This is a genomic window from Stutzerimonas stutzeri, assembly GCF_013522825.1.
Taxonomy (GTDB): domain Bacteria; phylum Pseudomonadota; class Gammaproteobacteria; order Pseudomonadales; family Pseudomonadaceae; genus Stutzerimonas; species Stutzerimonas stutzeri_AK.
Window position 1 is genome coordinate 1 of sequence record NZ_JAAMQZ010000043.1, and the last position, 12,490, is coordinate 12,490.

Sequence of the window (12,490 nt, forward strand, 5' to 3'; positions counted from 1 at the left end):
CGAACTCAGAAGTGAAACGACGCATCGCCGATGGTAGTGTGGGGTCTCCCCATGTGAGAGTAGGTCATCGTCAAGCTTCTACACCAAACCCCCGACCATCGAAAGATGATCGGGGGTTTGTCTTTGCACCAAAGAAATTTCCTGCTTTGCCTGCATGTCAGGCTTTGAAAGTAGAGTGGTGTTTGGCTGCTTATTTCAAGCGAGAGAGGGCTCCCAGGGCGCTTCGTCAGAACAATTACGTGCGAAGCGGCTGGGGCAGAATCTTTGAATGTGCTGCGTGAGTCGCCATTGAATGTGGAGTGGTGGCGGCCCGGCTTTGCTCAATCTCCGCGATATTCGCAACCGCTTGTGCAGGTTTCATGGATGCGAATTCGCGATAGTTCAGGTAGCAGCGGCTTGAGTTCACGCCAAATCCATTTTGCCAGGTTTTCGCTGGTCGGGTTTTCCAGGCCAGGCAGATCATTCAAGTAATTATGATCAAGCCGTTCAAGAAGTGGCTTGAATATGCTTTTGATCTCGCCGAAGTCGCGTATCCAGCCGGTGTGTGGATCGACTTGCCCTTCGATGTAAAGTGCTACTCGGAATGAGTGACCATGAAGGCGCCCGCATTTGTGTCCTTCAGGCACATGCGGTAAACGGTGTGCAGACTCGAATGTAAACTCTTTGAATATTTCCACGTCGCTGGCTCACTTGGACGGGCCTCAGGGGCCGAAGGCGTTCATTTTATCTTCTTTTCTTCATGCCGGTGTCGTCAGGCAAGCTTCGGCGTTTTCCGTGACTTTGTTGTCGGTTGTATTCGTGAGGGTACAGCATGTTCTTTTGACTCTCCTGTCTGCGTAATGCAAAGTACGCAGCTTTTTATCAGTGCAGCCAAGCGGCTAAAGGGGACGAAATGAATGCTGTAGTTGCAGCAGTGGCGATCATGCTGGTTCTCAGTTTGTGTCGAGTCCATGTGGTTGTGGCGTTGATTGCGGGAGCTATTGCGGGTGGACTGTTGGGGGGGCTGGGAATTGAAGGCAGCCTGGCAGCTTTCAACAAGGGCTTGGGTGGCGGTGCCACGGTCGCGCTTTCCTATGCATTGCTCGGCGCTTTTGCCGTGGCGATCGGCAAGAGCGGATTGGCTCATGCATTGGCAGACAAGGTGCTGGCAATGCTCGGTCGGAAAGAGGTGAACGGTGGCGGGGCGGTCAAGTGGATACTGGTCGGCCTGCTGCTGACTGTGGCGATTTCGTCCCAGAACATCCTGCCGATTCATATCGCCTTCATTCCGCTGCTGGTTCCGCCACTGCTTTATGTGCTGACCAGGCTTCAGATCGATCGCCGGCTGATCGCCTGCGTCCTCGCTTTTGGTTTGATTACGCCGTACATGTTCCTGCCGGTCGGGTTTGGCAATATCTTCCTCAAGGAAATCCTGCTCGCCAACGTCGCCAGAAGCGGGGCGGATGTAACGGGCGTCGCTGTTACTCAGGCCATGCTGATTCCAGCGCTGGGAATGCTCACCGGTCTGTTGGTCGCACTGTTCAGCTATCGTAAACCGCGTGCCTATGAGCTGCAGAAAGTCGATGCTTCGGTGCAGGTCGGCGTCCAGTACAGCCCGCTGACGCTGCTCGTCGCGGGCGTTGCGATTGCGGTCGCTTTCGCCATTCAGTTGTGGCTCGACTCGATGATCATTGGCGCGCTGGCAGGCTTCGTGATCTTCTCGGTCTCGCGGGTAGTGCGTTGGCGCGAAGCCGATGACCTGTTCACCGAAGGCATGAAGATGATGGCGATGATCGGCTTCATCATGATCGCCGCTTCGGGTTTCGCCGAAGTCATGCGCGAGACCGGCCAGGTGAAAACGCTGGTCGATGCTTCGGCGCAATTGATTGGCAACAGCAAGGCGGTAGGTGCGCTATTGATGCTGTTGGTCGGCCTGCTGGTGACCATGGGCATAGGTTCGTCGTTTTCGACCGTTCCGATCATCGCCGCGATTTTCGTGCCCCTCAGCATGGAGCTGGGTTTCAGCACTCTGGCCATCGTCAGTCTGGTCGGAACCGCTGGTGCCCTGGGCGATGCAGGGTCGCCCGCTTCCGATTCGACGCTGGGCCCGACGGCGGGGTTGAACGTGGATGGTCAGCATAACCATATCTGGGATACCGTGGTGCCGACCTTCCTCCACTACAACCTGCCCCTGCTGGCATTCGGTTGGGTTGCGGCCATGGTGCTCTGATACGGCCATTGACGAATAACCGTCTGCATGGCTCATCGGGAGCAGAATGTTGCCTGGCCACAAGGCAACATCCTGCTCACCGCCTGCACTCCTTCCCGCGAACGTTGACTAAAAAGAACAACTACCGCGACAGGGTGCATGATGGTCAACTCGACGCTCGAACAGAAAGTCTTCCTCGCTCTGTTGCTTGTCGTATCGCTGGCCTTCGGCTGGATACTTTTTCCCTTCTACGGTGCGGTGTTCTGGGCCGTCATCCTGGCGATTATCTTTGCGCCGGTACAGCGTCGCCTTTATAACCGCTTCAAGCCTCGCCGCAATCTTGCGGCTCTGATCACCTTGACCATCTGCCTGCTGGTTGCCGTGCTGCCGGTCATCCTCATCACCGGGGTGCTCGTGCAGGAAGGCTCGACACTCTATGGACGGATAGAAAGTGGTGAAATCGATATTGGGAGCTTTGTAAGTGCGGCGAAAGACCTGCTGCCTGCTTCGGCGCAGGCGCAGTTGCAGCGCTTCGGTTTTGATGACTGGGAGCAGATGCGGGAGCGCCTCTCTTCCGGTGCGTTGCAAGGTAGCCAGTATCTGGCGACCAAAGCATTCAGCTTTGGCCAGGGTACTTTCCAGTTCGTATTGAGCTTCTTTCTGATGCTCTATCTGCTGTTCTTCCTGATCCGTGACGGACGTGAGCTGGTTGTCCGTATCAGACAGGCGGTGCCGTTGAGTGAGAACCAGAAGAGGCGGTTGTTCAGCAAATTCACCCGTGTGGTGCGAGCGACAGTGAAAGGCAACATTGTCGTGGCTGTGACTCAGGGTGCCCTGGGCGGAATCATTTTTGCGGTACTGGGGATTCCCAGCGCGGTGCTCTGGGGTGTGCTGATGGCCTTTCTTTCGTTATTGCCTGCGGTTGGTGCCGGCTTGATCTGGACGCCCGTGGCGATCTATTTCCTGATGAAAGGCCTGATCATGCAGGGCGTGATTCTCATTTTGTACGGCGTGCTGGTGATCGGTCTGGTCGACAATATTCTGCGCCCTATTCTGGTGGGTAAGGACACGAAGATGCCGGACTATGTCGTACTGATCTCCACGCTGGGCGGGCTGAGTCTGTTTGGATTGAATGGTTTCGTCATTGGCCCCCTGATTGCTGCTTTGTTCATTTCATCGTGGGGACTGTTCACCTCTCCCGAGAGTGAGTGACGAGTTGAAGCAAGTAGCCTGAAAGCAGAAAGCCCCGGCATTTGCCGGGGCTTTCCATTCAACACGCTGGCTCAGCTTGGGGCCGAGCCGCGAACCTTCCTGTTAGTGGAACTGGTTCATGGTGTTGTCTTTACCGCTTGCCTTCAGAGCTGCTTCGCCAGCGAAGTACTCTTTATGGTTGTCGCCGATGTCGGAGCCAGCCATGTTCTGGTGCTTGACGCAGGCGATGCCCTGACGCAGCTCCTGACGCTGAACGCCCTTGACGTAGGCCAGCATGCCTTCTTCTGCGAAGTACCCTTTGGCCAGGTTGTCGGTGGACAGCGCGGCGGTGTGGTAGGTCGGCAGAGTGATCAGGTGGTGGAAGATACCGGCATGAGCGGAGCCGTCCTTCTGGAAGGTGCGGATCTTCTCGTCGGCAACCTGGGCCAGTTCGGTTTCGTCGTACTCGACGCTCATCAGCTTGGCGCGGTCGTAGGCGGAAACGTCCTTGCCTTCGGCGACGAACGCGTCGAATACCTGCTGGCGGAAGTTCAGGGTCCAGTTGAAGGACGGGCTGTTGTTGTAGACCAGCTTGGCGTCCGGGATGGTCTTGCGGATTTCATTGACCATGGCCGCGATCTGGCCAACGTGCGGCTTCTCGGTTTCGATCCACAGCAGGTCGGCGCCGTTCTGCAGCGAGGTGATGCAGTCCAGTACGCAACGTGCTTCGCCAGTGCCCTTGCGGAACTGGAAGAGGTTGGATGGCAGACGCTTGGGACGCAGCAGCTTGCCTTCGCGCTTGATCACGACATCGCCATTGCCCAGTTCGGCTTCGGTGATTTCTTCGCAATCCAGGAAAGCGTTGTACTGGTCGCCCAGGTCGCCCGGCTCTTTGGTCACGGCGATCTGCTTGGTCAGGCCGGCACCCAGGGAGTCGGTACGCGCAACGATAACGCCGTTGTCGATGCCCAGCTCCAGGAACGCGTAGCGAACAGCGGCGATCTTGGCGAGGAAGTCGGCGTGTGGAACGGTCACTTTACCGTCCTGGTGGCCGCACTGCTTCTCGTCGGAAACCTGGTTCTCGATCTGGATGCAGCAGGCGCCTGCTTCGATCATGCGCTTGGCCAGCAGGTAGGTGGCTTCCGGGTTACCGAAGCCGGCATCGATGTCGGCGATGATCGGTACGATGTGGGTCTCGTAGTTGTCGATCTGCGACTGGATTTCAGCGGCCTTGGCGGTGTCGCCGGCTTCGCGGGCAGCGTCCAGAGCGGTGAACAGCAGGTCCAGTTCGCGGCTGTCAGCCTGACGCAGGAAGGTGTACAGCTCTTCAATCAGGTCGGAGACGGCAGTTTTCTCGTGCATCGACTGGTCCGGCAGCGGGCCGAAGTCGGAACGCAGGGCTGCGACCATCCAGCCGGACAGGTAGAGGTAACGCTTGTTGGTGGTCTTCAGGTGCTTCTTGATGGAGATCAGCTTCTGCTGGCCGATGAAACCATGCCAGCAACCCAGCGACTGGGTGTAAACGGACGAGTCGGCGTCGTACTCGGCCATGTCCTTGCGCATGATGTCGGCGGTGTACTGAGCGATTTCCAGACCGGTCTTGAAGCGGTTCTGAGCACGCATGCGAGCGACGGACTCAGGGTTGATAGCGCTCCAGCTGCTTCCAGCTACTTCTTTCAGAGCGGCAACGGCCTTGATGTCGTTTTGATAAGCGGACATGGTCAATCCTTCAAAAGAAATTCGTGTTTGGTTGAGCACCGACTTTTCCCACCGAAACCTGCGTGCTTACGCTGATGATGCGAGGCAACACGCGGCAGAGCGTCGAAATACCGACCAGAGCGAGGATTGAACCTGGGGGAGGGTGTGCAGTCACGCTCATCAGGGAAGTCTTCAAGCCGTGGAATGCTCGTGGCATTCCGATACGCAGCGGACGCGTGGCCGTTGCGTGAGCAGGCTGGCAGATTCGAGCTGATGGGTTAATTGCTTCCCCGTCCCTCGGGACGACTCGTTCCAGTCGCAACCTCGTCAGTCCGCCTTGTGGGCAGTACAGTCACGGATCCTCTCTGCTGGTTGGCTGAGTCTGATCCGGAGGCCCTTGCGAGGCCTCTGGTTAGCGGGAGCGGGGCAATGATGCGCTGTCAGAATAGGTTCGTCAAATGTTTTGTAGTGCTTTTTTCAGGTCACTACATTTTTGCGTCTGCGAGCCAGGCGCCTGGCTCGGGCTATTCCAGTCGGTCTACTTTCAGTCTAAGGGAAAGGTCCTGGCGTCCTTGGGTCGAATGACGACGAAGGGTTCCATTCTGGTTGGAGCTGGCGCTTTCGTCGATGCCGCCGAGTGAAATCCACTCGCCGAGGCGCCCGCTGACCCGGGTATCGGTTTCCTGGATATCAATGACGTCTGTCCGGGACGCGCTCATTCGATCCTGTTGGCTGCTGATGGTGATCTGCACGCGATCCCCGTGGACCGTTGCGGTGGCATAAAAGCCGCGCGTGACGTTGCGATAGTGGGTCTGCTGATAGAGTCGGCCATACTCGTCGGTGGCGCTGGTGGTGAGGGGGACGCTTTGCCCGACCTGAATCAGGGCGGGGTAGCCCTCGGTCGTCTGCACCTGCTGAATGCCGTCACCCTGGCTGGTTGTGTTGCGGCGAATGATGCGAACCTGGTCGCGACCGCCTGCTTCGCCACGTCCGGCGCGCACTTCGGTGTCGCCGATGACGACGGAGCCATCGATACGGTAGCCGCTATCGCTGCTCGCTGCCGAATTCTGGGTGTCTACGCTGATGAGCAGGCGTTTGGGCTCGTTGTCCAGTTGTGACAGGACTTCGCGCAGCTCGGCGATCACTGCCGCCGGCGCATTGACGATCAGCTGATTGCCGTAGGCGTTCACCTTGCCCTGATCGCCGACTACCGACTCCGCGATGGGCAGCATGTCCTGGGCCATACGGAAGTTGAGTGGAATCACTTCGGTCGCGGCCTGGAGGGTCGTGCTGAGCAAGAGCGAGGCGAGAAGAAGCAGACGGCACGTCATAGCAGGAAACTCCGCAGATCCGAATGGGACAGGCTGTGCTCCCAGGCACTGTCGAATTGGCGGCGCAGGGCGCGGGCTCGACCGGGGTTCTGGTAGAGCGCATAGCCTGCAATGCGCTCCGGTTCGGGACGTATCAGCAGGCAGCGTTCATCGACGACCAGAAAGGCAGAGGTTTGCGCCGGATAGTCGTGATTGAGTGTGCGGATCTGCATGCTGCTGGTCAATCGGCGCGCCAGCGTCAGCAGGCGGTGGCCTTGCCGGATGGCGAGGGTCGGGTCTGCAAGCAGAATGCGCAAACGATTGCGTGGGTGTGCCAGAAGAAAGCCCGTGGCGGCCTGCACGATATCGTCCTGGTTGTAGAGCCAGGGCTCCAGATCGGGGCTGTACAGGCACAGCGAGTGTCGTGCCTGCCCGAACAGCGCCAGCGTATGCCGGCGTGCGTCTTCCCGTGTTTCGAACGATTGGAGCGTGTCACTGCCATCCGCTGCAAAGGCTTCGGGACGATTTCTCCGCTGCGGCTGTAGCGGATTGTTGATGCGGTAACGCCCAGGAGACTCGAAGTCGATGGCTGCCGGTTCGCTTGCGGTCATCGGGGGATTCGAGTCATCCGTACTCATGTCGGGAATCAGCCGCTTGTGCGCAGCATGTCGACGTGAGGCAGTCCGGCTTCCAGAAATTCCTCGCTCACGACCTCGAAACCGAGTCGTTCGTAGAACCTTGTAGCGTGAACCTGGGCGGTCAGTCTTTGCTCCCTGAGACCGCGACGTTCGGCTTCGGCAATGACCGCACGCATCAGGGCGTCGCCGATGTTCATGCCGCGCCAGTCGCGCAGTACCGAAACGCGACCGATCTGGCCATCGCTCAGCAGGCGTGCGGTGCCGATGGGGTAGCCATTTTCCAGAGCCAGGAAATGGATGGCCTCTTCATCATCACCGTCCCATTCGAGTTCCGGCGGGACCGACTGCTCGGCAACGAATACGGTTTCCCTGATCCGACGCAGGTCTGCATTGTCCTGTTGCCAGTCAGCGATTCGAACGGCTATTTCAGTCATCAGCAAACTCCAGACTTCCCTGTTTTACCAGTTGCAGCACAAGATTACGCCCATCTTCATCGTTCAGCCATTGGCCAAGGTTTTCGCTGTGCAGTGCATCGGCGGAGCAGAGCAGCTTCAGCAGTTCCTTCAGATGGGGTGGGAGCAGGCGGCTCTGGCCGCTGGCGAACAGCAGAAGACCGATGTCGATTTCGCTCCAGGCTAGGCGGGCGCTGAGATTGCGCACCAGGATGGCGCCATTGGCGAGGGCCTCGGACAGTTGCTGCTCATCGATCTCCGGTCCCTGTACGCGTTCCGGATAGCGGGGTTCGGTCATGAACTGGCCGAACCAGGTCAGCAGCAGACGCTCGTCACCCATGTGTTCGTTGAGCATGGCTCGCAGGCGATCCAGCGCATCGCTCTGGATCTGGTGCGGGTCCTCGACGGGTAGCTGGTCGGCATCGCTGTAGCGTTCTTCATCGGGCAGGAACTGTGCGAGAAAATCGGTGAAATGCGTCAGTACTTCCGCCGCGCTGGGTGCCCGGAAGCCTACCGAGTAGGTCATGCAGGCATCCTCGGCGGTGCCGAAATGCGCCAGGCGGGGTGGCAGGTAGAGCATGTCGCCGGGTTCCAGCACCCATTCATCGGTACCCTGGAAGTCGGCGAGAATGCGCAGGTCGCCATGTTCCAGCAGAGGGCTTTCGCTGTCGCACATCTGGCCGATGCGCCAACGGCGCTGGCCGTGAGCCTGGAGCAGGAAGACGTCATAGTTGTCGAAGTGGGGGCCGACGCCACCACCGGGGGCGGCGAAGCTGACCATCACGTCATCGATGCGCCAGTTAGGCAAAAAGCGGAAGTGCTCGGTGAGTTCGGCGACTTCAGGAACCAGTTGGTCCACCGCCTGGACCAGCAGCGTCCAATCCCGCTCGGGCAGGTTCTGGTAGGTGTCTTCCGTGAACGGGCCGCGCCGAAGCTCCCAGGGGCTGTCGCCATGCTCCACGACCAGGCGTGATTCGACTTCTTCTTCCAGGGACAGCCCGGCCAGCTCATCGGGCGAAATCGGGTTTTCGAATGACAGAATGGCCTGACGGATAAGCAGCGGTTTCTTTTGCCAGTAATCACGCAGGAATTCGCGCGCACTGATACCGCCGAGGATTTGCAGGGGAATATCGGAAGTCATGCCGTGTACCTTGCTCTGTGGATAGAGCTGTAATAAAAACGCCCGGCACTGCCGGGCGTGCAAAAGGGGAATTCGCTCAGACCCGCTTGGCCTGGGCCACGGCGTTGCCGATGTAGTTCGCCGGCGTGAGTGCGCGCAATTCTTCCTTGGCCGCTTCGGGCATCTCGAGGCTGGCGATGAAAGATTGCAGCGCTTCAGGGCTGATGCCCTTGCCGCGCGTCAATTCCTTGAGTTTCTCGTAGGGGTTTTCGATGGCGTAGCGACGCATGACGGTCTGCACCGGTTCGGCCAGCACTTCCCAGCAGTTGTCGAGATCTTCGGCGATGCGTGCAGCGTTCAGCTCCAGCTTGCCGATGCCCTTGAGGCTGGCTTCGTAGGCGATGACGCTGTGGGCGAAACCGACGCCCAGGTTGCGCAGGACGGTGGAATCGGTCAGGTCGCGTTGCCAGCGGGAGATCGGCAGCTTGCTGGCCAGGTGCTGCAGGATGGCGTTGGCGATCCCCAGGTTACCTTCGGAGTTCTCGAAGTCGATGGGGTTGACCTTGTGCGGCATGGTCGAGGAGCCGATTTCGCCGGCGACGGTCTTCTGCTTGAAATAGCCGAGGGAGATATAGCCCCAGATGTCGCGGTCGAAATCGATCAGGATGGTGTTGAACCGCGCCACGGCATCGAACAGTTCGGCGATGTAGTCATGCGGCTCGATCTGCGTGGTGTAGGGGTTGAACTGCAGGCCCAGGTCGCCCTCGATGAATTCGCGGGCATTGGCTTCCCAGTCCACGTCCGGGTAGGCGGACAGGTGGGCGTTGTAGTTGCCGACTGCGCCATTGATCTTGCCCAGCAGCGGTACGGCGGCAACCTGGGCGATCTGGCGCTCCAGGCGGTAGACCACGTTGGCCAGTTCCTTGCCCAGGGTGGTCGGCGATGCCGGCTGGCCGTGGGTGCGTGACAGCATCGGCACATCGGCGAATTGCACGGCCAGGGCGCGAATGGATTCGGCCAGTTGGCGCATTAGCGGCAGCAGCACGCTGTCGCGGCCTTCGCGCAGCATCAGCGCGTGGGACAGGTTGTTGATGTCTTCGCTGGTGCAGGCGAAGTGGATGAATTCGTTGACCTTGGCCAGCTCAGGCAGCTGTTTGGCCTGCTCCTTGAGGAGGTATTCCACGGCTTTGACGTCGTGGTTGGTGGTGCGCTCGAATTCCTTGACGCGCTCGGCATGCTCCAACTGGAAGTTTTCCGCAAGCTGGTCGAGCAGCGCATTGGCTTCGTCGGAGAAGGGCGCAACTTCCGGAATACCGCTGTGAGCGGCGAGGCGCTGCAGCCAGCGGACTTCGACCTGAACACGGCAGCGAATCAGGCCGAATTCGCTGAAAATCGGGCGCAGGGCGCTGGTTTTGCCGGCATAGCGGCCATCGACGGGGGAAACCGCGGTGAGCGAGGAAAGCTGCATAGGAGGCATTCTCAGGCAGTCGAGCAACGAAAAGAGGGCGCAGATTATACATGAAAGCGACTCGACCGACCGAAGGCTGTCGGTTCGAGTGCGCCCGGCTACTCGGACCGTAGCATTGGATAGAGCGTGTCGAGCATCTTGCGGCGGCTGAAAACCAGCTGCCAGCGATGCCCGCCAAGCTGGCGCCAGAGCCGCGCCGAGCGGATACCGGCGAGCAGCAGCGCACGGATTTTCGCGGCGTTGTCGGTCTGCTGGAGATGACGCATGTCGCCCTGCACCTGAATACGCTGCCGAAAGGTGCTGATGGTGTCCTGATACAGGCCGCCGAAGGACGCGACGACATTTTCATGGGTCAGCCCGAAGTGCTCGACCTGCTGCTGGATCTGGTCCAGGCGACTGCCGATCACCTGCAGCAGGTCGCCGCGCTTGTCCAGTTGCCGCTCCAGGCCGATCATTGCCAGCGCATAGCGCAGCGGCTCGCGTTGCAGGCTGCTGGTGTTGCGCTCCAGGGCGCTGGCGAGCGCCCGATAGCCGTCGCGCAGATTGAGGTCGTCGCCGCCGTAGATTTCCACCACCGGCTTGTTCTCGCGTACCAGCAGGCTCTCGAACATGCAGGCCAGCGAGGCGTTGGGCACCTGGCCGGTGCGGGCGATCCGGTCAACCAGGGTTGCGGCCTCGAATACCGCGCCGAGTGCGATCAGCTGTTCCTGCATGGGGGTCATGGGCGATCTCCGTCGAACCAGGGTTCGGCGCTTTCGATCACGCCGCCACCGAGGCAGATTTCACCGTCATAGAACACCACCGATTGACCGGGTGTCACGGCGCGTTGAGGCTCGTCGAATTCGACCCGGTAGCCAGCATCGGTCTTTTCCAGCCTGCAGGTCTGATCGGCCTGGCGGTAGCGCACCTTGGCCGCGATGCGCAGCGGCGCGGACAGTTCGACAGGGTTGACCCAGTAGATGTCCGATACACGCAGGGCGCGTGCGAACAACCAGGGATGGTCATTGCCCTGGCCGACCAACAGTACGTTGCGCTCCAGGTCCTTGCTCAAGACGTACCAGGGCTCATCGCCAGCGTCTCTCAGACCACCGATCCCCAGCCCCTGACGCTGCCCGATGGTGTGGTACATAAGGCCGTGGTGCCGCCCGATGACCTCGCCGTCGATGGTCTCGATGTCGCCGGGCTGGGCCGGCAGGTACTGTTTGAGGAAGTCACTGAAGCGACGCTCGCCGATAAAGCAGATGCCGGTGGAGTCCTTCTTCTTCGCCGTGGCCAGGCCGTATTTCTCGGCGATGGTGCGTACCTCCGGCTTTTCCAGCTCGCCGACGGGAAACAGGGTCTTGCTCAACTGCGCGCCGCCGACGGCGTGGAGGAAATAGCTCTGGTCCTTGTTCGGGTCCAGGCCCTTGAGCAGTTCGCAGCGCCCGTCGACATCGCGGCGGCGCACGTAGTGGCCGGTGGCGATCAGGTCGGCCCCGAGCGACAGGGCATAATCGAGGAAGGCCTTGAACTTGATTTCCCGGTTGCAGAGGATGTCAGGATTCGGTGTACGGCCCGCCTTGTACTCGGCGAGAAAATGCTCGAATACGTTATCCCAGTATTCGGCGGCGAAGTTGGCCGTGTGCAGTCTGATCCCGATTCTGTCGCAGACAGCCTGGGCGTCCGCCAGGTCTTCCCGGGCGGTGCAGTACTCGGTGCCGTCGTCTTCTTCCCAGTTCTTCATGAACAGGCCTTCGACCTGATAACCCTGTTCGAGCAGGAGCAGGGCGGAAACCGAAGAGTCGACGCCACCGGACATGCCGACGATGACGCGCAGGGTTTCAGGGGCTTGGAGGGCTGGATCGGACATGGGATCTCGGTAGCGGGCTGCCAAAAATACGAAATTCTACAGGCTGACGAAGACAAAGGCTAAGGGCGTGGATCACGCAGTATGTCCAGGCTGTACAGCGAACCGGCCAGATAGTCATCGATACAGCGCGGCACCAGTTCACTGCGCCAGTGTTCGGGCCGGGCCGCCAGCTCGTCCCGGCTCAGCCAGTGGGCGGCGATGATATCGCTGTCGAGCGGTCGCTGTGGATGATGCAGGACGGGCCGGGCGGCAAAACAGACGCGCTGGTAGGTCACGCCGTTGGCGGGCGCAGTGTAGAGGTAGATGCCGACGACAGCGCTCAGCTCTACCTCCCAGCCGGTTTCCTCCAGTGTTTCGCGTATTGCCGCCTGTTGCAGGCTTTCATTGGGTTCCAGGTGTCCGGCGGGCTGGTTCAGTACCCGCTGTCCCGCCTGGGATTCTTCGACCATGAGAAAGTGACCATTGCGCTCGACGATGGTGGCGACGGTGATGTGGGGGTGCCAGGTCATATGAATATCTTCGGGGCAGTGGTGGTTCATGGTAACAGTGGAGCCTGGCCTGAAAACGCGAAACCCC

12 protein-coding genes and 1 rRNA gene are annotated in these 12,490 nt (G+C 59.7%); 3 read left to right on the top strand and 10 right to left on the bottom strand.

The genetic code is table 11. The features are described from left to right. Positions 1-76: ribosomal RNA gene (gene rrf, locus G7020_RS24380) — 5S ribosomal RNA — on the top strand; the annotation flags it as partial. A 244-nt stretch (positions 77-320) separates the two neighbouring features. Here rrf and queD read toward each other — a convergent pair. Further along, positions 321-677, bottom strand: a complete 357-nt coding sequence (gene queD / locus G7020_RS20340) for a 6-carboxytetrahydropterin synthase QueD (RefSeq protein WP_181086811.1) — start codon at positions 675-677, stop codon at positions 321-323. A gap of 215 nt (positions 678-892) precedes the next feature. Between queD and G7020_RS20345 the strand changes: the two genes are divergently transcribed. Next, positions 893-2,209: a Na+/H+ antiporter family protein gene (locus G7020_RS20345; RefSeq protein WP_181086812.1), complete on the top strand. Its 1,317-nt coding sequence runs from the start codon at positions 893-895 to the stop codon at positions 2,207-2,209. Between the two features lie 141 nt (positions 2,210-2,350). Beyond that, a complete protein-coding gene (locus G7020_RS20350; protein WP_181086844.1) occupies positions 2,351-3,400 on the top strand; it encodes an AI-2E family transporter in 1,050 nt (349 codons plus the stop codon). 102 nt (positions 3,401-3,502) lie between these two features. Here G7020_RS20350 and G7020_RS20355 read toward each other — a convergent pair whose 3' ends face one another. The 9 genes from G7020_RS20355 to G7020_RS20395 form a co-directional block, all read right to left on the bottom strand. Beyond that, complete coding sequence (locus G7020_RS20355) at positions 3,503-5,098, bottom strand: isocitrate lyase (RefSeq protein WP_181086813.1); 1,596 nt, start codon at positions 5,096-5,098, stop codon at positions 3,503-3,505. 503 nt (positions 5,099-5,601) lie between these two features. Further along, positions 5,602-6,408 carry a secretin N-terminal domain-containing protein gene (locus G7020_RS20360; protein WP_181086814.1) on the bottom strand — a complete coding sequence of 269 codons (807 nt, stop codon included), beginning with the start codon at positions 6,406-6,408 and terminating at the stop codon, positions 5,602-5,604. After that, positions 6,405-6,998 (bottom strand): histone acetyltransferase HPA2, encoded by a 594-nt coding sequence (locus tag G7020_RS20365; protein ID WP_258189408.1) that lies wholly within the window; start codon positions 6,996-6,998, stop codon positions 6,405-6,407. The genes G7020_RS20360 and G7020_RS20365 overlap by 4 nt, the downstream gene beginning before the upstream one ends. Positions 6,999-7,033: 35 nt before the next feature. Beyond that, a complete protein-coding gene (locus G7020_RS20370) occupies positions 7,034-7,459 on the bottom strand; it encodes a GNAT family N-acetyltransferase (protein WP_181086816.1) in 426 nt (141 codons plus the stop codon). Next, positions 7,452-8,618 (bottom strand): cupin domain-containing protein, encoded by a 1,167-nt coding sequence (locus G7020_RS20375; protein ID WP_181086817.1) that lies wholly within the window; start codon positions 8,616-8,618, stop codon positions 7,452-7,454. The genes G7020_RS20370 and G7020_RS20375 overlap by 8 nt, the downstream gene beginning before the upstream one ends. A gap of 76 nt (positions 8,619-8,694) precedes the next feature. Then, positions 8,695-10,065, bottom strand: a complete 1,371-nt coding sequence (gene purB, locus G7020_RS20380) for an adenylosuccinate lyase (RefSeq protein ID WP_181086818.1) — start codon at positions 10,063-10,065, stop codon at positions 8,695-8,697. Positions 10,066-10,163: 98 nt separating this feature from the next. Beyond that, positions 10,164-10,787 (bottom strand): high frequency lysogenization protein HflD, encoded by a 624-nt coding sequence (hflD, locus tag G7020_RS20385; protein ID WP_181086819.1) that lies wholly within the window; start codon positions 10,785-10,787, stop codon positions 10,164-10,166. Further along, the gene (mnmA, locus tag G7020_RS20390) at positions 10,784-11,914 is read right to left on the bottom strand and encodes a tRNA 2-thiouridine(34) synthase MnmA (protein WP_181086820.1); all 1,131 of its coding nucleotides are present in this window, start codon (positions 11,912-11,914) and stop codon (positions 10,784-10,786) included. Before mnmA ends, hflD begins: the two co-directional genes overlap by 4 nt. 59 nt (positions 11,915-11,973) lie before the next feature. Beyond that, on the bottom strand, positions 11,974-12,423 hold the full coding sequence (locus G7020_RS20395) for an NUDIX hydrolase (protein WP_181086821.1): 450 nt from the start codon (positions 12,421-12,423) through the stop codon (positions 11,974-11,976). Positions 12,424-12,490 lie beyond the last annotated feature (67 nt).

Bases quoted from the DNA above. Each gene is read 5' to 3' on its own strand.
- G7020_RS20345 (WP_181086812.1), top strand. From the start codon at position 893: ATGAATGCTGTAGTTGCAGCAGTGGCGATCATGCTGGTTCTCAGTTTG.
- G7020_RS20395 (WP_181086821.1), bottom strand. From the start codon at position 12,423: ATGACCTGGCACCCCCACATCACCGTCGCCACCATCGTCGAGCGCAAT.
- G7020_RS20355 (WP_181086813.1), bottom strand. From the start codon at position 5,098: ATGTCCGCTTATCAAAACGACATCAAGGCCGTTGCCGCTCTGAAAGAA.
- G7020_RS20360 (WP_181086814.1), bottom strand. From the start codon at position 6,408: ATGACGTGCCGTCTGCTTCTTCTCGCCTCGCTCTTGCTCAGCACGACC.
- mnmA (WP_181086820.1), bottom strand. From the start codon at position 11,914: ATGTCCGATCCAGCCCTCCAAGCCCCTGAAACCCTGCGCGTCATCGTC.
- G7020_RS20365 (WP_258189408.1), bottom strand. From the start codon at position 6,998: ATGACCGCAAGCGAACCGGCAGCCATCGACTTCGAGTCTCCTGGGCGT.
- G7020_RS20370 (WP_181086816.1), bottom strand. From the start codon at position 7,459: ATGACTGAAATAGCCGTTCGAATCGCTGACTGGCAACAGGACAATGCA.
- G7020_RS20375 (WP_181086817.1), bottom strand. From the start codon at position 8,618: ATGACTTCCGATATTCCCCTGCAAATCCTCGGCGGTATCAGTGCGCGC.
- purB (WP_181086818.1), bottom strand. From the start codon at position 10,065: ATGCAGCTTTCCTCGCTCACCGCGGTTTCCCCCGTCGATGGCCGCTAT.
- hflD (WP_181086819.1), bottom strand. From the start codon at position 10,787: ATGACCCCCATGCAGGAACAGCTGATCGCACTCGGCGCGGTATTCGAG.
- G7020_RS20350 (WP_181086844.1), top strand. From the start codon at position 2,351: ATGGTCAACTCGACGCTCGAACAGAAAGTCTTCCTCGCTCTGTTGCTT.